Below are 21381 nucleotides of genomic sequence, written 5' to 3' on the forward strand. Positions count from 1 at the left end.
ATGGCCAACCTGAAAATCAAGAATCTGCAAAAAGGCTTCGAAGGTTTTTCCATCATCAAGGGCATCGACCTTGAGGTGAACGACAAGGAATTCGTGGTATTTGTCGGCCCGTCGGGCTGCGGCAAATCCACCCTGCTGCGATTGATCGCCGGCCTCGAAGAAGTCAGTGGCGGCACGATCGAACTAGATGGGCGCGACATCACCGAAGTCAGCCCGGCCAAGCGAGATCTGGCGATGGTGTTCCAGACCTATGCGTTGTATCCGCACATGACCGTGAAAAAGAACATGTCATTCGCCCTCGATCTGGCCGGCGTACCGAAAGCCGAAGTCGAGAAGAAAGTCGGCGAAGCGGCGCGCATTCTCGAACTCGGGCCGATGCTGGAACGCAAGCCCAAACAACTGTCCGGCGGCCAGCGTCAGCGTGTGGCCATCGGTCGCGCGATCGTGCGCAACCCGAAAATCTTCCTGTTCGACGAACCGCTGTCCAACCTCGACGCCGCCCTGCGGGTGCAAATGCGCCTTGAGCTGCTGCGCCTGCACAAGGACCTCAAAGCGACCATGATCTACGTGACCCACGATCAGGTCGAAGCCATGACCATGGCCGACAAGGTGGTGGTACTCAATGGCGGCAAAATCGAGCAGGTCGGCTCGCCGCTGGAGCTGTATCACACCCCCGCCAACCTGTTCGTCGCCGGCTTCCTCGGCACGCCGAAAATGGGCTTCCTCAAAGGCCAGATCGCGCGGATCGATGGCGCGAGCTGCGAAGTTTCGCTGGACGCCGGCACTCGCATCACCCTGCCATTCAACGCATCGAACCTGAGCGTCGGCAGCGCCGTGACCCTGGGCATTCGTCCGGAACATCTGGAACTCGCGCAACCGGGCGACTGCACCTTGCAAGTCACTGCCGACGTCAGCGAACGGCTGGGCAGCGACACCTTCTGCCACGTCAAGACCAACGCCGGCGAAGCCCTGACCATGCGCGTGCGCGGTGATCTGGCGAGCCGTTACGGCGAACAACTGAACCTGCACCTGGACGCCGCCCACTGCCATTTGTTCGATGCCGACGGCGTGGCGCTGACCCGCCCGTTGCGCGCTGCCGCCTGATTTCGAGACTGATCCGATGAAACTGAACAAGCAAAACCTCAACCGCCTCGCCGCCGAAGTGAAACTGCCGGCCTACAGCTTGAGCGACACCCGCCAAGGCATCGCCCACATTGGTGTTGGCGGTTTCCACCGCGCGCATCAGGCGTATTATACCGATGCGCTGATGAACACCGGCGAAGCGCTGGACTGGGCCATTTGCGGTGTCGGCCTGCGTGCCGAAGACCGCCGCGCCCGTGACGACCTCAGAGAACAGGATTATCTGTTCACCCTGTTCGAATTGGGTGACAGCGACGACACCGAAGTCCGAGTCATCGGGGCGATCCGCGACATGCTGTTGGCCAGCGACAGCGCCCAGGTGCTGATCGACAAACTCGCCGATCCGCAGATCCGTATCGTCTCGCTGACCATCACCGAAGGCGGCTATTGCATCGATGACAGCAACGGCGAGTTCATGGCGCACCTGCCACAGATTCAGCACGACCTGACTTACCCGCAGCAGCCGCAAACCGTGTTCGGTTTTCTCTGCGCGGCGCTTGCCCGGCGGCGTGCGGCGGGCATTCCGGCGTTTACCGTGATGTCCTGCGATAACCTGCCACACAACGGCGCCGTCACCCGCAAGGCTCTTCTGGCCTTCACTGCGCTGCTGGATCCGGACTTGCGCGACTGGATCGACGCCAACGTCAGTTTCCCCAATGCCATGGTCGACCGCATCACGCCGATGACCAGCACCGCGCATCGCCTGCAACTGGCGGACAAACATGCCGTCGACGATGCCTGGCCGGTGGTCTGCGAACCCTTCGTGCAATGGGTGCTGGAAGACAAATTCGTCAACGGCCGCCCGGCCTGGGAAAAGGTCGGCGTGCAATTCACCGACGATGTTTCGCCCTACGAAGAGATGAAGATCAAACTGCTCAACGGCAGCCATCTCGCCCTGACTTATCTGGGTTTCTTGAAGGGTTACCGCTTCGTTCACGACACCATGAACGACCCGCTGTTCGTGCGCTACATGCGCGCCTACATGGACCTGGACGTGACCCCGCAACTGGCGCCGGTGCCGGGCATCGACCTGACCGAATACAAGAATACGCTGGTGGCGCGGTTCTCCAATCAGGCGATCGCCGATCAACTGGAGCGGGTATGTTCGGACGGTTCGTCGAAGTTTCCCAAGTTCACCGTTCCAACCATCAATCGCCTGATTGCCGATGGTCAGGAAACCAAACGCGCAGCGCTGGTCGTCGCTGCCTGGGCGCTGTACCTCAAAGGCGTGGACGAGAATGGCGACACTTACTCGATTCCGGATCCCCGGGCGGCGTTTTGTCAGGCGCTGGTGGCGGATGATGCACTGATCACTGAGCGGTTGTTGGGAGTTGAGGAGATTTTCGGGATGGCAATACCGCGTTCGACGGAGTTTGTGGCGGCGTTTGAGTGGTGCCTGAAAAGCTTGCGGGAAGAGGGAGTAACGCGGACGCTGGAACGAATTCTGTCCTGACGGCAGAGGTACTCATGACAACCCAACAACTCTTCCTCGGCATCGACTGCGGCACCCAAGGCACCAAAGCCATCATCCTCGACGCCACCAGCGGTCAGGTCCTAGGCCAGGGCGCCGCGGCCCACACGATGATCAGCGGCGCCAACGGCCGTCGCGAACAGGACACCGCACAATGGCTGGAGGCCTTCGCCCTTGCCACCCGGCGTGCATTGCTGGCGGCAAATGTCGACGGCCAGTCAATCCTCGGCATCGGTGTTTCCGGCCAGCAACACGGTCTGGTACTGCTCGATGACCAAGGCCAGGTCCTGCGCCCGGCCAAGCTCTGGTGCGACACCGAAACCACGGCAGAGAATGACCGTCTGCTGACTTACCTGGGTGGTGAAAAAGGCTCGCTGGAACGCCTCGGGGTGGTTATCGCGCCGGGCTACACCGTGTCCAAGCTGTTGTGGACCAAGGAACAGCATCCCGCCGTCTTCTCACGGATCGCGAAAATCCTGCTGCCCCACGACTACCTGAATTTCTGGCTCACCGGCCGTAGCTGCAGCGAATACGGCGACGCATCCGGCACAGGTTATTTCAACGTGCGCACCCGCCAATGGGACTTGCAGTTGCTGCGCGACATCGACGCCAGCGGCCGTCTGCAAGCGGCGCTGCCGGAGTTGATCGACGCCCATCAAGCGGTCGGCACGATACTGCCGGCGATTGCTGAACAGCTCGGCATCAACCCTAACGCGCAGGTATCCAGCGGCGGCGGCGACAACATGATGGGCGCCATCGGCACCGGCAATATTCAACCCGGCGCGATCACCATGAGCCTCGGTTCTTCAGGCACGGTGTACGCCTACGCTGAGGTGCCGAAGGTCAGCCCGGACGCTTCAGTGGCGACCTTCTGCTCGTCCAGCGGCGGCTGGCTGCCGTTGATCTGCACCATGAACCTGACCAACGCCACGGGCGCGATCCGCGAGTTGTTCGACCTCGATCTCGACGCTTTCAACGCCTTGGTAGCCCAGGCGCCGATCGGCGCCGAGGGTGTGAGCATGTTGCCCTTCCTCAACGGCGAGCGCGTGCCTCCCCTGCCCCACGCCACCGGCAGTCTGCATGGTCTGACGATCGATAACCTGACCCGGGCCAATCTGTGCCGCGCCGCCGTCGAGGGCACCACCTTCGGCTTGCGATTCGGACTGGATCTGTTGCGCCAGAATGGTTTACAAAGCCGCAGCATTTGCCTGATCGGCGGCGGCTCGAAAAGTGCGGTGTGGCGGCAGATCGTCGCCGACATCATGAACACCCCGGTGATCTGCACCGAGCAAAGCGAAGCCGCTGCGCTGGGCGCGGCGATTCAGGCGGCGTGGTGCAAGTCTTGGTCGAACGGCCACGAAGACACCCTGACCGACCTGTGCCAGCGCTGCGTGAAGCTCGACCTGAACAGTGAAACCCTGCCGATTGCCGCGAATGTCGCAGCCTTCCAGCAGGCCTATGAACGCTATCGACTGCATGTCGCAACCTTATAAAGAGCAAACAACTATGTACCTGGTGTGTGGCGAAGCGCTGTTCGATTTCTTCAGCGAAGACGATGCCGGCGGGCAGGCGTCGAAAGTCAATTTCAAGGCAATCGCCGGTGGCTCGCCGTTCAACGTGGCGGTGGGCTTGCGCCGACTGGGCGTGGACTCGGCGCTGTTTGCCGGGTTGTCCACCGACTACCTCGGCCGGCGCTTGCAACAAGTACTGCAGGACGAAGGTGTCCGCCCGGATTTTCTGGTGGATTTCGCCGCGCCGACCACGCTGGCCATGGTCGCAGTGGGCGCGAACGGCTCGCCGCATTACAGCTTCCGGGGCGAAGGCTGCGCTGACCGGCAGTTGAGTCCGGCGCATCTGCCGTCGCTGAATGATGAAGTACGCGGTTTGCACTTCGGTTCCTTCTCGCTGGTGGTGCAACCGGTTGCCGATACATTACTTGCGTTGATTCAGCGCGAAAGCGGCAAACGCCTGATCAGCCTCGACCCGAACGTGCGCCTCAATCCCGAGCCGAACATCGAGTTGTGGCGCGAGCGGATTGCCACGCTGGTGCAGTTGGCGGATCTGATCAAGGTCAGCGACGAGGATTTGAGCCTGTTGTATCCCGAGCAGGATCCGCAGCGAGTGATCGAAGGCTGGCTGCAGCATCGTTGCCAGGTGGTGTTCCTGACCCGAGGCGGCGAAGGCGCGACCGTGTTCAGCCGTGCTCACGGCTCATGGTCAGTGCCGGCCTCTGCAGTGAAGATCGCCGATACCGTCGGCGCCGGCGATACCCTCCAGGCCGCTTTGATCACATGGCTGACCGAACATGAACTGGATTCAGTGGAGGGTGTACAGCATCTGAATCGCGAGCAAATCGACGCCATGCTCAGGTTTGCCGTACAGGCGGCCGCCCTGACGTGCAGCAAGACAGGTCCGGATTTGCCTTATCGCCACCAGTTGACCTGACCGCGTAGACTGGCGCCCTTTTTTGCACGACGGGATGACGGCTTTTGAATTCGGGGCGCACGGTTGGACTTTTGGTATTGGCGGCATTGCTGACCGGTTGCGGAACATCGCCGCCGCGTTCGCCGGAAAACCTCTGCGAGATTTTCCGGGAAAAGAGTGATTGGTACGACGCGGCGCAAGTCACGCAAAAGCGCTGGGGCGTACCGATCCAGGTGCCGTTCGCGATCATGTATCAGGAGTCCGGTTACCGCTACGACGCCAAGACGCCGCGCAAATACCTGTTGTGGGTGATCCCGTGGGGACGCGTCACGACCGCAGCGGGTTATGCGCAGGCCAAGGATGAAGTCTGGGCCGACTACCAGAAAAGCACTGGCCGCCATGGCGCCGACCGTGAAGATTTCGATGACGCCATCGACTTTGTGGGCTGGTACATGGACAAGACCACGTCGATCAACGGCGTATACAAGTACGACGCCTACAACCAGTACCTCAACTACCACGAAGGCTGGGGCGGTTTCCGGCAGAAGACCTACGCCAGCAAGGCGTGGCTGCCGCCGGTGGCGCGCAAGGTGCAGAACCGCTCGGACATGTACGGCCAGCAATACGCAGCGTGCAAGGATGATTTGAATCGCGGGTTCTGGAGTCGGTTCTGGCATTGGCTCTGATCGCAGATCAAAAAAAACCATCACGAGTTAACTCGCGATGGTTTTTTTTCGACCGATGACCTGAACGGATTTACAACACCGAAAAGTTGTAACTCACAATCAACCGGGTCTCATCCACATCCCGGGCAAACTTCTCGTAGTTGGTGCGGTAGGTCGCATTACGCAAGCGCAGGCTGACATCCTTGAACGTGCCGCTCTGGACCACGTACTTCAGTTCGCTGTCGCGTTCCCACTCTTTGCCTTCCTGATCGCTGCCCGGCACCTTGATGTGATCGCCGTTCACGTAACGGGTCAGGAAGCTCAGGCCGTTGATGCCGATCGCCTTGAAGTCATAGTCGTAACGCAACTGCCAGGAACGTTCCTGCGCGGCGGCGAAGTCGTTGACCTGCACGTAATTCACCAGGTACGGGTTACTGCCATCGAGGTATGGCATCGAATTGTCGCCGTTCATGCGCTGCCAGCCGGCGCTGAAGGTGTGGCCGCTGATGCCATAGGACAGCATGCCGCTCAAGGCGCGGTTGTCGATGGAGCCGGCTTTTGCATCGCCACTGTCGGCGCTTTTCAGCAAACGCAGATCGGCTTTCAATACGCCGTCACCCAGTGGCTGGTTGGCCAACAGACCGACGAAGTGCTGGCGATAGATGTCTTCCAGCTCGGCGTAGTGATACTGCGCGGTCAGGCGATCATTGATCTTGTAGTCGAAGCCGTACATGTCGAAGTGATCGGCGGTGACGTTGCAGGCATAGCGCTTGTTCTTGCAGTGCACGCGAATGTCTTGCGAATCGGTCGAGTCCCGGGCGGTGTACTTGTCCAGGCGTGCAGCCATGAAAGTCAGGTCCTTCACTTCCTTTGAAGTCAGCATCGCGCCGTTGAACATGGTCGGCAGCAGACGGCCGTCGTTGTACTTGAGCAGTGGTAGATCCGGCAGCAGCGCGCCATATTTCAGCACCGTATCCGAGACTTTCACCTTGGCGGTCAGACCCATCTTCGCGTACTGGCCTTTCGAACCGCGCGGGTTGTCGCCACTGGACGGCAGCAGGCCGCTGTTGCTGCGGTCGGGGCTCGAATCGAGCTGGAAACCCGCCATGCCCAGCGCATCGATGCCGAAACCGACGGTGCCTTCGGTATAACCCGATTGCAGATTGAGAATGAAGCCCTGCGCCGACTCTTCGCGCTTGGACGCGCCCTGATCATTGGAGGTGTGCCCATCACGGAAATCACGGTTGAAGTACACCGTGCGCGATTCGATCTTCGCCGTGGTGTCTTCGAAAAAACCGCTGGCCTGAACCTGCGCGGTAAAACCGGCGCACAGCACCAAGGCTCCGAAGCCAAACGACTGGCGCGGGGTGATGAGGGGAAATGGGGGACGCATTGAAAACTCCAACAGAACAACGATTGCGCGGGGGCGCAAACAAACCAGAAATAGCTCCCGTCCCAGGTCGATAAAAGAACCAGGAGGCAGTGAACACGCGGGGGTGAGCGCCCATGATGGCAGATGGCTTTGACGTGCTACAGGCGACTTTAGTCTGAAGCTGACTGATTGTTCAGCCTCGCATGCGGTCTACAGGATTTTTCGATTGTGCGTTTTTGGCGAATCCCGCTACATTTGCATCTTGCTTATTCACGGATGGAATTCAAAGCATGCTGGACGCTAATGCCATTCACATCAGCTTCTCCATTGAAGGCGCCTCCGCCGATCTGCAAGTCCTCAGCTTCACCGGTCGCGAAGCCCTCAACGAACCGTTCCGTTTCGACCTCGAACTGGTCAGCGCCCGTCCCGACCTCAACCTCGAAGAACTCCTGCACAAGCCCGGCTGCCTGACCTTCGGCGCCACCGGCGAGGGCAAGATTCATGGCCTGGTGTATCGCATCGAGCAAGGCGATTCCGGCAAGACCCTGACCCGCTACAGCCTCAGCCTGGTGCCACAGCTGGCCTACCTGCGGCACAACCATGACCAGCAGATCTTCCAGCAACTGACGGTGCCGAAGATCATTGCCCAGGTCCTGGAAGAGCGCGGCATTCTGGCCGACGCCTACAGCTTCCAGCTCAGCGCCGAGTACCCGGAACGCGACTACTGCGTGCAGTACGACGAGTCGGACCTGCATTTCATCCAGCGCCTGTGCGAAGAGGAAGGCATTCACTTCCACTTCCAGCACAGCAGCAGCGGCCACAAACTGGTGTTCGGCGATGACCAGACCGTGTTCCGCAAACTGAAACCGGTCAACTACCAGCAAGACTCCGGCATGACCGCCGACAAACCGGTGATCAAGCGCTTCAACCTGCGCCTGGAAACCCGCACCAGCCGCGTCAGCCGCCGCGATTACGATTTCGAGAAACCGAAGATCCTGCCTGAAGGCGCGGCCAAATCCGCGTTCATGCCGGACCTGGAGGACTACGACTATCCCGGCCGTTTCACCACCCGCGAGCGCGGCAAGTTCCTTTCGACCCGGGCACTGGAGCGTCATCGCAGCGACTACAAACTCGCTGAAGGCAAAGGTGACGAACCGACCCTGACCAGCGGCCATTTCCTGACCCTGGCCGAACACCCGCGCGCCGAATGGAACGACCTGTGGCTGCTGCTGGAGATCTTCCACGAAGGCAAGCAACCACAAGTGCTGGGCGAAAACGTCACCAGCGACGTCACCGACAGCAAGAGCGATTTCCACCAGGGCTACCGTAACAGCTTCGTGGCCACCCCGTGGGACGCCCACTACCGCCCTGCCCTCGAACACCCGAAACCGAAAGTCCTCGGCAGCCAGACCGCCATCGTCACCGGCCCCGCCGGCGAAGAAATTCACTGCGATCAGTACGGCCGCGTGAAAGTGCAATTCCATTGGGACCGCGACGGCCAGGCCGACGACAAGACCACCTGCTGGCTGCGCGTCGCCAGCGGTTGGGCCGGCGCAGCCTACGGCGGCATCGCCATCCCGCGTATCGGCATGGAAGTGCTGGTGACCTTCCTTGAAGGCGACCCCGACCAGCCGCTGGTCACCGGCTGCCTGTACCACAAGGAAAACGTCGTCCCCTACGACCTGCCGGCGAACAAGACCCGCAGCACCTTCAAGACCCTGAGTTCCCCGGGCGGCAAGGGCTACAACGAGTTCCGCATCGAAGACAAAAAAGGCGTGGAGCAGATCTACATCCACGCCCAGCGCGACTGGGACGAAAACATCGAGCACGACCAGAAGATCCGCGTCGGCAACGAACGGCATGACACGGTCGAAGCCAATGTTTTAAGTGAGTTCAAGGTCGAGGAACACCGCATCACTCATCTGGATCGCAAGAGCGAAATGCGCGCCAACGATCACCTGACCGTGGGCGTGACGCAGCATGTGAAGGTCGGCACCGGGCAGTTTGTCGAGGCAGGCACGGAGATTCATTACCACGCTGGCGAAAAAGTCGTGATCGAAGGCGGAATGGAACTGACGGCCAAGGCCGGGGGGAGTTTCGTCAAGGTGGATGCAGGAGGTGTGACCATCAGTGGTGCGGAGGTGAAGGCCAATACCGGGGGTGCGCCGGGTGCCGGCACCGGGATCGCGATTCTGCCTCCCCTGATTCCAGCCGCAGCCGCCGTAGGGAGTGTCGGGCAATTGCTGGAGCGCAAGATTGTCCCCGAGAAATCCGAACATGACTTGGACTTTCTTGTCACCAGTCAGGACACCGGGCTACCGCTCAAGAACTTTCCCTACGTTATCAGGACCACCTCCGGCAAAAGCATCGTCGGTCGCACCAATGAAGAAGGCAAGACCGCAAAGATTTCGAGCACTGAAGCGGAAATGGCAGTAATTGAAGTCTTTGATGACATTCCACCGATCAACCCGGGATGGGACGATTGAAATGGCTGGAAAAAAACCACTGACCACCACTCAGAAACCACTCACGCCGAAAGCGGACACGGCCTCAGCAAAAGTTGCCGTGGATGACAGTAAACGCTTGAAAGAAATCCGCAAACTGGTTGAAGCCAATAACCAATCCACGATTGATACCAACACCGTAATTTGCCAGATCTACATGGAATCGCGTTTCGATCCTGAAGCCGGTCGAGGGAAGCACGCAGCCAGGGGACTCATGCAAATGCAGGAGCCTGCAGTCAAGCAAGTCTATAAATACCGTAAGAAAAAGGAACTGGGTCGTATGCCCAACCAGGCCCAGACGGACGAGGCATTCAGTGCCGGAGCGGCTTTTTACGCGTCTCCCCTTATCTGGGACGAAGCCCAGAACATCAGAATCGGTACCGAGTACATGCAATATTGGCTGGACATTTCGAGTTCCACCGAGGAGGCATACAAAAAGTACCGCGGTAAATCGAACGGGGTTTATTACCGCAAAATCAGTGAGTGCGCCAGAAAGCTGGACGCCAGCCCCAACTCTATGGAAGTGCTCAGGGATACATTGAAATGAAAAAACTGTGGTTCCCTTTCCTCCTCGCACTTGCCTGTGATCCCGCTTTTGCAGACGCTCCAAAAGCCCTTCTGGACTGCCCCCTTTCGGACGGCTCGGTGGCCTCTCTGCTGTCCACCTCCAGCGAGGACGGGCAAAGACTTTCCGTCAAAATCGATAACCACACCGAAACGGCTTTCACCGACATGCCCGATTCAGACTTTGTTGGTGAAGTCGCCATGGCCAAATGCACGGGTTCCGGGCTGATCTACGCCATGAACTATGGCTCTCCGTATTTGAAAGGTGCCTTTATTCGCAGGCATCCGGGCAGCAAAGTCCTGGAGCGAATCGACTTTGCCGAAAAAGCCCTCCCGGTTTTTCTGTACCTGAATGCGCAGCAGATGCGCCTGGTCATCCCCAACGATGGTTATGAGATCCCTGAAAAATTCATCGTCTACAACTACATCAGCCCAAAGGGCCAGCCGGAAGAACCCGAAGGGATGAACGCGACGCCCGACAAAAAGGGCTTTGAAGTCATCGAGCTGAAATGACCGGGCAGTCGCAAAAGCCTCGTATCCATTGGCGGAACCGCCCGTTCTAGGGGAAAACCCTACGCCCCTGACGGGCATTTGCGGGTTGTACGAGCCCGGCTAATCCTGCACCATCCGTCCCTTGCTTATTCAATGGACGGAAATCAAGGCATGCTGGACGCCAATGCTACCCACATTACCCTCACGCTCGAAGGCGCTTCCGCCGATCTGCAAGTCCTCAGCTTCACCGGTCGCGAAGCCCTCAACGAACCGTTCCGTTTCGACCTCGAACTGGTCAGCGCCCGTCCCGACCTCAACCTCGAAGAACTCCTGCACAAGCCCGGCTGCCTGACCTTCGGCGCCACTGGCGAGGGCAAGATTCATGGCCTGGTGTATCGCATCGAGCAAGGCGATTCCGGCAAGACCCTGACCCGCTACAGCCTCAGCCTGGTGCCACAGCTGGCCTACCTGCGGCACAACCATGACCAGCAGATCTTCCAGCAACTGACGGTGCCGAAGATCATTGCCCAGGTGCTGGAAGAGCGCGGCATCCTGGCCGATGCCTATAGCTTCCAGCTCGGCGCAGAGTACCCGCAGCGCGACTACTGCGTGCAGTACGACGAATCCGACCTGCATTTCATCCAGCGTCTGTGCGAAGAGGAAGGCATTCACTTCCACTTCCAGCACAGCAGCAGCGGCCACAAACTGGTGTTCGGCGATGACCAGACCGTGTTCCGCAAACTGCAACCGGTCAACTACCAGCAAGACTCCGGCATGACCGCTGACAAACCGGTGATCAAACGCTTCAACCTGCGCCTGGAAACCCGCACCAGCCGCGTCAGCCGCCGCGACTACGATTTCGAAAAACCGAAGATCCTGCCCGAAGGTGCCGTCAAGTCCGCGTTCGCCCCGGACCTGGAAGACTACGACTACCCCGGCCGCTTCACCACCCGCGAGCGCGGCAAGTTCCTCTCGACCCGCGCGCTGGAACGCCATCGCAGCGATTACAAACTCGCCGAAGGCAAAGGTGACGAACCGACCCTGACCAGCGGCCATTTCCTGACCCTGGCCGAACACCCGCGCGCCGAATGGAACGACCTGTGGCTGCTGCTGGAAATCTTCCACGAAGGCAAGCAACCACAAGTGCTCGGCGAAAACGTCACCAGCGACGTCACCGACAACAAGAGCGATTTCCACCAGGGCTACCGCAACTCGTTCGTGGCCACCCCGTGGGACGCCCACTACCGCCCTGCCCTCGAACACCCGAAACCGAAAGTCCTCGGCAGCCAGACCGCCATCGTCACCGGCCCCGCGGGCGAAGAAACCCACTGCGACCAGTACGGCCGCGTTAAGGTGCAATTCCACTGGGACCGCGAAGGCCAGGCCGACGACAAGACCACCTGCTGGCTGCGCGTCGCCAGCGGCTGGGCCGGCGCTGCCTACGGCGGCATCGCCATTCCACGAATCGGCATGGAAGTGCTGGTGACCTTCCTTGAAGGCGACCCCGACCAGCCATTGGTGACCGGCTGCCTGTACCACAAGGAAAACGTCGTCCCTTACGACCTGCCGGCGAACAAGACCCGCAGCACCTTCAAGACCCTGAGTTCACCGGGCGGCAAGGGCTACAACGAATTCCGCATCGAAGACAAGAAAGGCGCGGAACAGATCTACATCCACGCCCAGCGCGACTGGGACGAAAACATCGAGCACGACCAGAAAATTCGCGTTGGCAATGAGCGGCATGACACCGTTGAAGCCAACACCTACAGCGAGTTCAAGGTCGAAGAGCACCGCATCACTCACCTGAACCGCATCAGTGAAATGCGCGCCAACGATCACCTGACCGTCGCAGTGACCCAGCACCTCAAGGTCGGCACGGCGCAGCTGGTCGAGGCTGGAACCGAAATCCACTATTACGCCGGTCAGAAAGTCGTGATCGAAGGCGCAATGGAACTGACCGCCAAGGCCGGTGGCAGCTTCGTCAAAGCCGATGCCGGCGGCGTGACCATCAGCGGCGCCGAAGTGAAGATCAACACCGGCGGCGCACCGGGCGTGGGTACACCGGCAGCACCGTTGTTGCCGGGGCCGATGAAGGTGGTGGATGCGGATAAGGCTGGGAAAGCACCGCTGCCCGCCCGCCTGAACGAATCAGGCATCACGCCGCTGTGCGGAAAACAGAGTAACGGCGCTTGCAGCCGTAAGGATTGCACATGCATGTAAAAGCGCTGAGTGCTTTGTTGGAAGAGCCTCGCTATAACTTCTCGGACTTGCCGGCAGCGAACCCATCGCTGTGTTTCATCTTCGACCAGGGGCTTCAGCCGCAGGCCATGAGCCGGCTCTACCGAGTGGGTGAGCCCGTAGTTTGCGAAGGGCTGTTTTTCCGAACGGAATTTGCCGAGATACCCGATGGTCCCTTGTGGCTGGTCGCCCCTAGAGGCAGCAAGCTGGCCGCAGAAGCTGCAAAACTCTGTGAAGAACACTTTTCGGGCATTGCGATCTCGACACCTGACCCTGAAAAAGCTTTGGCTCATGCACGCTGGCTGATCAAAGCCAACGACGGTTCCGGGGGGCAAAGCTTGCTGAGTTACCACAAACCGAGCCTGTGGGCAGCGCTGGCCTACACCGCCGAAAAGACTTTCGATCAGTTGCTGGGTTGCTGGTCTGCCGTTTATGCCCCCGCGCCAGGAAACTTCGGCCAACAACGTGGTCCATGGTTAGCCTGGGTGGCCAACGCGGAATCGACATGGTTGGGTGACCAGGCGGCATTCAACCTTCCGATGGCGGCCGCTCAAGTTCAGGCGCGCCTTGGATGGGTGTATTGGGTGGATGAAGAGTACGAGGCGTTTGGCGAGCCCGGCGAGGATCGTTTGAACGATATCGCTGACAATCTCGACCTGCTGCTCAACAGCAACATTTATGACGGCGACCACCTGCTCAAGCTGGGTCATGTCGTAAACGGCCCCCTGTTTGAAGCGCAGCCTGAGATCATGGCGATCCTGCAATCAAAGGATGAGTCGTTTATCAAAGTAGATCGGCTCCTGGAATCAGCCGCCGTCGCCCAACGTTAACGGCGACGCGACAACAGAACGGAATCACCATGGAAATCACGAATCACGCCGTCATGCCCGGCGAAACCCTGGGCCAGATTGCCTCACGCTACAACAGCACCGTGGCCCAACTGCGCCAACTCAATCCCTTCATCACCAATCCGGACAACGTCAAGGTCGGATGGAATCTGAGCGTACCGAAAAGCGCGCAAGCCGCGTCAGCCAAACCGGCTGCTGAGGCACCCGCTACGTCTCAAGCGCCTGCCCAGGCATCCGCCAATGCGCCGGCTCAGTGTTCGGCCGAAGACCTGGTTGAACTGGACCCTGTCAAGGACGCTCCAGAGGGGTCCTCAAAAACCTACAAACCCTTTGCCCGTGCGTGCGATAAAACGTACGCCAGCGCCATTTATGCAACAGAGGAACAAGAGTTCTGGCTGCTCCCTGAGCGTGCAGTGTCTGCCATTAAAGAATCGATGTTCGCCCTGGAGAAAATGATTGCGCCGAACAAGGCCCGCGATGCGCGTCTCAACGGACTGCAAGAGTCAGGTCTGCTCGAGTATTTCCTCGAACCCAAGTTGAGCAACTTCCTCGAAGGCGAAAAACGTGCCCGCATGGAAGAGTTCGAAGCAATGGGCGATGAGATCGAAATCGATCCCGCCACCGCCAAAAAGAGACAGAACGAAGCCAATCGAAACAAACCCGCGGCCGCTCCTGCGCAACCTCCTCAGGAAGACACTGCGCAGTCTCGTATGGACCGTCTGAATGCGGACATAGCAGGTCAGGAAAGTATCCGCAAAGAATTTGTCGACTTTCACAAACGGCGGGCTGAATGGCTTACGCTGAAAAAAGAGGCTGTAGCGGCTGCAAAGCTTGAAGGCTACTCCTACGAAAGCGGTACGCTGTACTCCAAGGATGCAATTGAAGCCCGTGCCCGCGTGCAAGCGTATCTCGAGGCCCGGAAAAAGCTATTCGCCAATAAAGACTTCAAGCAGGTGTCACTCGAAGATGTCGCCAAGGCCCTCGCTGAGAAGAAAAAAAGTTACGAGAACATCTGCACCGGCATGACCGACTGCACCGCCGACCTCGTCGCTTACGCTTACACGTTGCACAAGAACGCCGACGCGCTGAATTACCACGATTACACCGAATCCATTATCAGAGTTTCAGAATACGGTATCGCGCTTCCAGAGTTCGCGCTGATCAGTGACGGCCTGCCATCGGGCATTGCGCAATTCAAGTTGTACATGGACACCGAGAAGAAACAGGCGGAAATAACCGCACAGCTCCAGGAAAAATACAAACGCTGGATCGAAGCCACCGGACAAAATGCCCAAGCACCGGCGGGCCTGGTTGACGTCGAACGAGCCGAGTGGGATCGCCTGCAGAAAATCAAGGACGACCTGCAGGCAACAGCCCAGCAAAATGTGATCGCGGCCAAACCGGGGCGCCATCTGATCTGGGAACCGGAAGAGTTCCAGCCCAAACCCGTCGACCGCATGGTTAAACCCGGGTTTCCTTTACGTGAAGTCAGTCTCTCGGATGCCAAGGGCACGCCCCTGGGCTGGTTCAGCATGACGAACCTGAAAGACTTCAAAAAAATCATGGCGGAGGATGCACAAAAAGCTGGCCGTTCCTACAAGAAGATGGGCGAAAGCGTGCCCACCGATGCCACAGAGGACTCGGATAAAAACAGCGAAACCAGTTCGTTCCGCCAATGGCTTGTTGCGCAGGGCGCGATGAAGTTCAGCGATCAGACAGGTGACTGTTTTGATGAAAAAGGCTGGTTCAAGGCCAATGACTTTTACGCTTATCTGAAAAAGGAGGGCTACAAGGTCACTGAACTGGAGAACAGCGCAACTTTGACCAGTTGGGGAAAGCACCTTCAGCAACTGGTCTTCAAGAAAAGCGTGCGTGGCAAAGTCCGACTGTTCGATAACAGCCCTCAGGCTCAATTTGTCCGCTGCCTGACCCCTCCCCAGCCAAGCATTCACGGTGAGGTGAAGCTGGAAGGTCCGAAAATGACTGCCGCCGAAGGTTTTCAGATGTCGGCCAACATGGGCTTGAGCCTCGACCTTGCCCGCGGCGAAGTGCAGTTGATGAAAGTCGACATGCCCGCCAAGGAAAGCGCCAAAGACATCACCTTGGATTACCTCCTGGACGGCAAAGCCCAGAAAATGAGTTTCGGCCGATTCTCCTTTCACTTTGGTGTAAAGGCCTGGGGCTACGCCGGCGCCTCGCTGTTGCTGGCCGGTAGCGTCGAGTTGAACCCTATCCTCGGCAACGTCAAATACGGAGCAACCCTCAGCCCCGTCAAACGCGCACAGCGCGAAGACGCCTCGGCCAAAGAAGAACGTGCAGATCACGATGCCGCCAAGAAGGCCAAGGCCGACAGCGGTGATAACAGCCCTACTCCCGACCTTGAACACAAATCAACGTCCGGTACCTATGTCGATACCAAAAGCACAGGCCAGGTGCTCACCGGCAAAAAAGCCAATGTGCAAATTGAAAACGGGGCAAAGGCCACCTTCAACGTTTTCGGAGGTCTGCAAGCGGCCATCGAGCTCACCGGCGCATTGAACTGGGCGCCACCCAAAGACCTCGTCGCACTGCGCACCGCACCCACCATGGGTATCGGCAGCGATAAAGACGCGAAGAAAACCAACCCATGGCTGACCCTCGCCAAGCTGAGTGGCTCTGTCGGGGTTGCGCTGGGTGCTGGGTTCCAGGGAACTGCGCAGATATCCCTCGATAACGGACGCTTTATTCTCAACCTGAAAGCAGCAGTGGTACTGGGGCCTGGTGCTAACGGCAGCTTTAAGTTCGAGATTGGGTATGAGGCGGTGGTTGACATCATCAACTTGTATCGAAAAGAACTGCATAAAACCAAAGGCCGTAAAGTCGAATGGATGGCCCCTGAAGCGAGCGAATATGCTTCAGCGCTTAACGCATTGGGCGCTGCTGGATTGAATGTGGCGATGGCGTACATGATGCGTTGGGATGTTGTGATGAGTCTGTATGAAGCGTTGACTCGGAGTGGCAAGGGGGGGCCGATTGCGGACACAATCATGTATTACAGTGACAAAAAAGCTCTTGAGGAATGGTGCATCAATGCCATTCCGGATGCTCTAGGGCCCTTGTTCAGAACCTTAATTAGCACTCCGGAAGCGTTCACTATCACTGCGGCATCAGGAACTAATGGAGTAGCTGATGAAAAGCGGGTGTACAACCAAGCTGAGGCTCACGTTCTGCAACAAAAAGCCATTGAACGAATTCTTGATTGGATCGTTACCAACGCAAAAAAAACGAACACTATCGACAAAGCACAAAGTCAGTTTGAGTTTGCGTGCATGTCTATGAACGAATTCGGCATAAAAGATAAAAACGCAAAAATGTCTTACTGCAAAAATCGGATGCTACTGGATAGCTTCATGTCCGAAAGCGTACGCGCACTCTTCGATGACACCAGCGTTGAAGCCCGAAAGCACTACAAGTCCCATGTAAAACTACTTGGCGCCAATTCTGCCGAATTCTGCGAACAAAACTATATTCCGCACCCCAACTACTCTCCTAGCGGCGCAACACCATTTTTAAAGGGTTACTAATAAATGGCACCTTTACAATTGAAAGCAAAAAAAAACACAACACTAGCAATCACATATTTGTTTCTAACAGTCTTGAGCAGTGCCGTATTTGCCAGCCCCCTCTCAAGCGCCGCACAAAAAGAACAGAAAGGCATAATTCTGTACAATCAATTAAAGTTGGACTCTGCAATTCAAGAACTAGAGCGCGAGGCCAGCAGCGGGAGTATTGACTCACAATATTACCTAGGAGAAGCGCTTCGCAAGAAAAGTCGTTACATGTCTCCAGAAGCGCAACACTGGTATGAGACTGCAGCAGAAAACAATAACGTATATGCAATGATACAACTGGGCCGAACAAAAAATGACCTTTGTGAAAAAATTGGAAATTGCCCTCCAACCAAAAAAACACAAGCCGAATGGTTTTCACTCGCTAAAGACTTAGTTCTTCCAAGAGCGGAGAAAGGTGATCCTGAATCGCTATACCTAATGTATGAAATCACACTGAATCGGGAATGGTTGGAAAAATCCGCTAACGCCGGATATTCGCTTGCACAATATTGGATGGCTGTTAGCGAACGACAAGGCGAAGGATTCTTTCTGATTCCCGGAAAACGTGATGCTTCTGTTAAAAAATGGTTATTACTTTCCTCTGAGGGCGGATATCCAAAAGCCATGATGGACTATCTTCAAATTCTATTCGAAGAAGGAGATATGGCAAATATTCGCCATTGGCTAGAGATTGCCGCAGCAACTGGTGATCAGGCTGCCATAAGCAATTACGGTGCCTACGTAGCGCATACGCCTGACAAAGTTGGTTACTCACTAGACTTGGTCAAAGGCTACGCACTGTTCACCTTGCTTGGAGAACTTGATGACAGCGGTGGAATTGGAAGGTATGTTGAGCGAAAAGGTGAAGAGATTCGTGAAAAAATGACTCCCGCACAAATCGAAGAATCAAAGATAGTGGCTAAAGAATGGAAAGCCACTCACCCGCCGCTCTCCTTTTTCCCTGACAAGCTTGGAAACTAGTTCGAGTTTCTCCTACGGAATTCAAAAGGTCGCGTATAGAAAAAGCGGAAGGAATGAAGTGCATTGATGCCTCACTCCTTCCGCTTTTTTAGTTACAGCATCAAACCAGCGCCTGCCAGTTCAACATCCGCTGCTGCGCAACCTGCAGCAAATCATTGCCGTCCTGTGCCAACAAATACAGCGCATGGGTGATGTGGGGAATGTCCTGGACATCGGCGTGTTTGAAGCACAGGCAATGCAGGGTTTCGAGCAGGTCGGCGGCGGCGCGTACGCGTTGGACGGCGGCTTCGAAGATGTCTTGGGGGTTGGCTTCGGTGTCGATCACCAGCGGTGCGCTGTCGGTGACGCCGCTGTTGAGCGGGAGATAGCGGGCGGAGCTAAGTTTCAGTATTGGCATTGGAATTACTCGATAGGCTTCAATGACCCGCCGACACCGTGACCAAACGATGGGAGGCGGACTGTATGCAAGGCTTGGTCAACTGAGAAACCCGATCAGCTCGCCCGAAGGCGCCCCTGCACACAGCCGCCACAGCAATGTACTCCGAAGACACGAATGTCCGCGGCGCGAATGATGGCACAAGATGTGTCGAGTTATCAGGCGACCAAACCTGAGCCGCTGATTTTGCAGCGACACCAAAACCATAACCGCCCCGCTCCAGCCTCCGGAAGCAGACAAGGCACCGGTTCCTGTAGGAAGGCGCCGAGAATCCCCAGAGAAACAATCCCCCGTCAGACAGCCGGCATTCAGCCGGGTTAACCCTCGCTTAACGCCGTGGTCAAAGACTCTAGTCATCCGCACGCTCTCAGCCGATGCTGACGCCCAGTGCGGCAGGTCTGGCGTGTTTCACGCCGGGCTTTCTTTCCGTCGCACGGGAGTCTCTCCATGAACATTCGTCCGTTCCTGCTCACCACCGCCCTCGCCTGCACTGCGTTTGCCGGGCTGGCCCAGGCCAATGACACCACAACCACTTCCAAAGCCGTGCCCTACCAGTACGGCATGCCGCTGCACGTGGCGAAGGTGGTTTCGATGACCGAGCAGCCAACAAGGGTCTGCAAAGTCATTGATGCCGACATGAAGTACATCGATACGTCAGGCAAACCCGAGGAAATCACTTACCGGAAAATGTCTGACGCCTGCGACTTCCAGAACTGACAGAAAGCTCTGATTTGCGGCTTTGCGGTAGGCGGGCAAGGGTCTCGAAGGTTATGCTCGAGGCCCCTCCTCACTGCCGCAAGGATTCGCCATGCAGTTGTCGTTTCGCACGTTGTCGACCATCACCTTTTCCCTGTGTTTCCTGTTGGCGCTGGCCTGGGGCCTCGTGCCGCAAATACTGCTTTCGATCTGGAGCATTGAATACTCCGAGGCAGCAGGATTTGTCGCACGACGCATGGCGGTGCTGTTCGCAGCGTTGGGGGTGATGTTTTATCTGGTGCGCAACGCGCCGGTGTCGATCGCGCGCAATGCGCTGAGCAACGGCTTTATCGTCGGCTGTTTTGGCCTGGCGGTGCTGGGGTTTGCTGAATGGCTCAACGGCCACGCCGGCCCCGGGATTCTGCTCGCGGTGCTGGTCGAGTTCGCGCTGGGCCTTGGCTTCTTGCAGGCCCGGCGCGTGACGGTCGAACTGGGTGAAACAGTCGGTTAGACGACTCGGGATCGCGGCACTGAATGAGTTGCCGAGTGTTGCGCAAGATCCGAGCGCAACCCGGCGATCAGGCCGTTGATTTCGCGACAGCTGTTCAAGTGACTGGCATCGATGCCACTCACCAGCAGCTCAACCTGATCGGTCTGGTGATCGCCATACACCTTGACGGTCATCGACAGATCCGGGGACAGCGTGCACTGGCAGCGTTTTGGTAGAAAGCTGCTTTCTATGATGTTGCGGAGTTCCAAGGCAGACAGAAACATGGCGAAACCTCTCCTTACTGTGAGACTGCCAATCAAGTATTCACGTCGACCGTTGCCACGGCTTCCCACGGGTGTATCCCCGCTGAATCCTTGGGTGTGACTAGCGGCTGTGATGCGAAATGCCCATTGGAGTGTAGGCGCCCGAACTCGGTGCACCGCACCAAATCGACGCATAAAACGTGCCTTTCATCGGGTCGCATTCACCTTCTTGCAAATCAATGGCTTGGCAAAAAGACAGGCAACTGGCCAGTTGCAAAATGCAAGATTCGATTGTGCAGGCACTGCAATTTGCAAGCGGCTGGCGGTTTGCATTCATCGCCCATGGCAGTGAGAATGCCCGTCAACCAACGTACACCCGCCAGGAGGCTTCAATGGGAAATTTCACTGTTTACGCGACGGCCGGCCTGATGCTCGCGAGCGTCTCCACCCTCACCCACGCCGCCAAACTTGAAGACACGGCGCCCTACCCTAAAGCCGAAGCGGGCTTCACCCGCCAGGTCATTCACCTGCCGCAACAGGCCCAGGAAGACAACTTCAAAGTCGAAATCCTCGCCGGCAAGACCCTCGAGGTGGACTGCAACCGCCAGCGCCTGGGCGGCACCCTCGAAGAGAAAAACCTCGAAGGCTGGGGCTATCCGTTCTACCGCCTCGAGAAAGTCAGCGGCCCGATGAGCACGCTGATGGCTTGTCCGCCCGGCACTCAGAAAAAACGCGCGTTCGTACCAGTGATCGGTGACGGCTTCACCGTGCGTTACAACAGCAAGCTGCCGATCGTGGTTTACGCACCGACGGATGTCGAAGTGCGCTATCGCATTTGGTCGGCTTCGGACAAGGTTGGCGTTGCCATTCCCGAGTAACTGGCCAAGGAGCATCGGCATTGATTACCTGCCACGTCAGATACGTGATTGACCCCTACCAGCTGGACGCATTCGAAGCCTACGCCAAGACGTGGCTAGGCATCGTCGAACGGCTGGGCGGAACGCATCACGGCTACTTCCTGCCCTCGGAAGGCGCGAGCAATATCGCGTATTGCCTGTTCAGTTTTCCGTCGCTGGCGGATTACGAAAGCTATCGCCACATTGCACTGACCGACCCGGAAAGCACCGCGTTGGTGGCGGACCTGATGGAGAAGAAGTTCATCATCAGCTACGAGCGCAGCTTCCTGCGCCCGCTGCTGCCCTGAACA

General features: G+C 57.7%; 19 protein-coding genes. 16 read left to right on the plus strand and 3 right to left on the minus strand.

Annotated elements, in window-relative coordinates:
* The 5 genes from NH234_RS15765 to NH234_RS15785 are packed head-to-tail and all read left to right on the plus strand — an operon-like array spanning position 1 to position 5721.
* Positions 1-1104: an ABC transporter ATP-binding protein gene (locus NH234_RS15765; RefSeq protein ID WP_367253317.1), complete on the plus strand. Its 1104-nt coding sequence runs from the start codon at positions 1-3 to the stop codon at positions 1102-1104.
* 16 nt (positions 1105-1120) lie between these two features.
* On the plus strand, positions 1121-2593 hold the full coding sequence (locus NH234_RS15770) for a mannitol dehydrogenase family protein (protein WP_367253318.1): 1473 nt from the start codon (positions 1121-1123) through the stop codon (positions 2591-2593).
* A 14-nt stretch (positions 2594-2607) separates the two neighbouring features.
* Complete coding sequence (gene xylB, locus NH234_RS15775) at positions 2608-4104, plus strand: xylulokinase (protein WP_085731045.1); 1497 nt, start codon at positions 2608-2610, stop codon at positions 4102-4104.
* Between the two features lie 13 nt (positions 4105-4117).
* Positions 4118-5056, plus strand: coding sequence for a carbohydrate kinase (locus NH234_RS15780; RefSeq protein ID WP_367253319.1), 939 nt, complete (start codon positions 4118-4120; stop codon positions 5054-5056).
* A 44-nt stretch (positions 5057-5100) separates the two neighbouring features.
* Positions 5101-5721, plus strand: coding sequence for a hypothetical protein (locus NH234_RS15785; protein ID WP_367253320.1), 621 nt, complete (start codon positions 5101-5103; stop codon positions 5719-5721).
* Positions 5722-5791: 70 nt separating this feature from the next.
* Here NH234_RS15785 and NH234_RS15790 read toward each other — a convergent pair whose 3' ends face one another.
* Positions 5792-7093 (minus strand): OprD family porin, encoded by a 1302-nt coding sequence (locus NH234_RS15790; RefSeq protein ID WP_367253321.1) that lies wholly within the window; start codon positions 7091-7093, stop codon positions 5792-5794.
* A gap of 269 nt (positions 7094-7362) precedes the next feature.
* On the opposite strand from NH234_RS15790, the gene tssI reads away from it, so the two are divergent.
* The 7 genes from tssI (at position 7363) to NH234_RS15825 (ending at position 18289) form a co-directional block, all read left to right on the plus strand.
* Positions 7363-9558: a type VI secretion system tip protein TssI/VgrG gene (gene tssI, locus NH234_RS15795; protein ID WP_367253322.1), complete on the plus strand. Its 2196-nt coding sequence runs from the start codon at positions 7363-7365 to the stop codon at positions 9556-9558.
* Position 9559: 1 nt separating this feature from the next.
* Positions 9560-10123 (plus strand): transglycosylase SLT domain-containing protein, encoded by a 564-nt coding sequence (locus NH234_RS15800; protein ID WP_367253323.1) that lies wholly within the window; start codon positions 9560-9562, stop codon positions 10121-10123.
* The gene (locus NH234_RS15805) at positions 10120-10653 is read left to right on the plus strand and encodes a hypothetical protein (RefSeq protein ID WP_367253324.1); all 534 of its coding nucleotides are present in this window, start codon (positions 10120-10122) and stop codon (positions 10651-10653) included. The genes NH234_RS15800 and NH234_RS15805 overlap by 4 nt, the downstream gene beginning before the upstream one ends.
* Before the next feature lie 150 nt (positions 10654-10803).
* The gene (locus tag NH234_RS15810) at positions 10804-12852 is read left to right on the plus strand and encodes a type VI secretion system tip protein VgrG (RefSeq protein ID WP_367253325.1); all 2049 of its coding nucleotides are present in this window, start codon (positions 10804-10806) and stop codon (positions 12850-12852) included.
* On the plus strand, positions 12843-13700 hold the full coding sequence (locus NH234_RS15815) for a DUF4123 domain-containing protein (protein WP_367253326.1): 858 nt from the start codon (positions 12843-12845) through the stop codon (positions 13698-13700). The genes NH234_RS15810 and NH234_RS15815 overlap by 10 nt, the downstream gene beginning before the upstream one ends.
* A 29-nt stretch (positions 13701-13729) precedes the next feature.
* Positions 13730-17281 carry a LysM domain-containing protein gene (locus tag NH234_RS15820; protein WP_367253327.1) on the plus strand — a complete coding sequence of 1184 codons (3552 nt, stop codon included), beginning with the start codon at positions 13730-13732 and terminating at the stop codon, positions 17279-17281.
* Between the two features lie 3 nt (positions 17282-17284).
* Positions 17285-18289, plus strand: a complete 1005-nt coding sequence (locus NH234_RS15825; RefSeq protein ID WP_367253328.1) for a tetratricopeptide repeat protein — start codon at positions 17285-17287, stop codon at positions 18287-18289.
* Between the two features lie 100 nt (positions 18290-18389).
* Here the strand turns inward: NH234_RS15825 and NH234_RS15830 are convergent, their stop codons facing one another.
* Positions 18390-18686, minus strand: coding sequence for a hypothetical protein (locus tag NH234_RS15830; protein ID WP_367253329.1), 297 nt, complete (start codon positions 18684-18686; stop codon positions 18390-18392).
* 486 nt (positions 18687-19172) lie between these two features.
* Between NH234_RS15830 and NH234_RS15835 the strand changes: the two genes are divergently transcribed.
* Complete coding sequence (locus tag NH234_RS15835) at positions 19173-19442, plus strand: DUF2790 domain-containing protein (protein ID WP_114882836.1); 270 nt, start codon at positions 19173-19175, stop codon at positions 19440-19442.
* A 91-nt stretch (positions 19443-19533) separates the two neighbouring features.
* Positions 19534-19932, plus strand: coding sequence for a hypothetical protein (locus tag NH234_RS15840; protein WP_367253330.1), 399 nt, complete (start codon positions 19534-19536; stop codon positions 19930-19932).
* Here the strand turns inward: NH234_RS15840 and NH234_RS15845 are convergent.
* Positions 19929-20195, minus strand: a complete 267-nt coding sequence (locus NH234_RS15845) for a DUF1652 domain-containing protein (protein ID WP_007957441.1) — start codon at positions 20193-20195, stop codon at positions 19929-19931. The genes NH234_RS15840 and NH234_RS15845 overlap by 4 nt on opposite strands.
* 371 nt (positions 20196-20566) lie before the next feature.
* Between NH234_RS15845 and eco the strand changes: the two genes are divergently transcribed.
* Both eco and NH234_RS15855 read left to right on the plus strand, forming a co-directional pair.
* Complete coding sequence (gene eco, locus NH234_RS15850; protein ID WP_367253331.1) at positions 20567-21052, plus strand: serine protease inhibitor ecotin; 486 nt, start codon at positions 20567-20569, stop codon at positions 21050-21052.
* Positions 21053-21072: 20 nt separating this feature from the next.
* The gene (locus NH234_RS15855) at positions 21073-21378 is read left to right on the plus strand and encodes an NIPSNAP family protein (RefSeq protein ID WP_085709756.1); all 306 of its coding nucleotides are present in this window, start codon (positions 21073-21075) and stop codon (positions 21376-21378) included.
* The last annotated feature ends 3 nt before the right edge of the window (positions 21379-21381 follow it).

This window comes from Pseudomonas sp. stari2 (genome assembly GCF_040760005.1).
Classification (GTDB): domain Bacteria; phylum Pseudomonadota; class Gammaproteobacteria; order Pseudomonadales; family Pseudomonadaceae; genus Aquipseudomonas.

Bases quoted from the DNA above. Each gene is read 5' to 3' on its own strand.
- NH234_RS15765 (WP_367253317.1), top strand. From the start codon at position 1: ATGGCCAACCTGAAAATCAAGAATCTGCAAAAAGGCTTCGAAGGTTTT.
- NH234_RS15770 (WP_367253318.1), top strand. From the start codon at position 1,121: ATGAAACTGAACAAGCAAAACCTCAACCGCCTCGCCGCCGAAGTGAAA.
- xylB (WP_085731045.1), top strand. From the start codon at position 2,608: ATGACAACCCAACAACTCTTCCTCGGCATCGACTGCGGCACCCAAGGC.
- NH234_RS15780 (WP_367253319.1), top strand. From the start codon at position 4,118: ATGTACCTGGTGTGTGGCGAAGCGCTGTTCGATTTCTTCAGCGAAGAC.
- NH234_RS15790 (WP_367253321.1), bottom strand. From the start codon at position 7,093: ATGCGTCCCCCATTTCCCCTCATCACCCCGCGCCAGTCGTTTGGCTTC.
- tssI (WP_367253322.1), top strand. From the start codon at position 7,363: ATGCTGGACGCTAATGCCATTCACATCAGCTTCTCCATTGAAGGCGCC.
- NH234_RS15800 (WP_367253323.1), top strand. From the start codon at position 9,560: ATGGCTGGAAAAAAACCACTGACCACCACTCAGAAACCACTCACGCCG.
- NH234_RS15805 (WP_367253324.1), top strand. From the start codon at position 10,120: ATGAAAAAACTGTGGTTCCCTTTCCTCCTCGCACTTGCCTGTGATCCC.
- NH234_RS15810 (WP_367253325.1), top strand. From the start codon at position 10,804: ATGCTGGACGCCAATGCTACCCACATTACCCTCACGCTCGAAGGCGCT.
- NH234_RS15815 (WP_367253326.1), top strand. From the start codon at position 12,843: ATGCATGTAAAAGCGCTGAGTGCTTTGTTGGAAGAGCCTCGCTATAAC.
- NH234_RS15820 (WP_367253327.1), top strand. From the start codon at position 13,730: ATGGAAATCACGAATCACGCCGTCATGCCCGGCGAAACCCTGGGCCAG.
- NH234_RS15825 (WP_367253328.1), top strand. From the start codon at position 17,285: ATGGCACCTTTACAATTGAAAGCAAAAAAAAACACAACACTAGCAATC.
- NH234_RS15830 (WP_367253329.1), bottom strand. From the start codon at position 18,686: ATGCCAATACTGAAACTTAGCTCCGCCCGCTATCTCCCGCTCAACAGC.
- NH234_RS15835 (WP_114882836.1), top strand. From the start codon at position 19,173: ATGAACATTCGTCCGTTCCTGCTCACCACCGCCCTCGCCTGCACTGCG.
- NH234_RS15840 (WP_367253330.1), top strand. From the start codon at position 19,534: ATGCAGTTGTCGTTTCGCACGTTGTCGACCATCACCTTTTCCCTGTGT.
- NH234_RS15845 (WP_007957441.1), bottom strand. From the start codon at position 20,195: ATGTTTCTGTCTGCCTTGGAACTCCGCAACATCATAGAAAGCAGCTTT.
- eco (WP_367253331.1), top strand. From the start codon at position 20,567: ATGGGAAATTTCACTGTTTACGCGACGGCCGGCCTGATGCTCGCGAGC.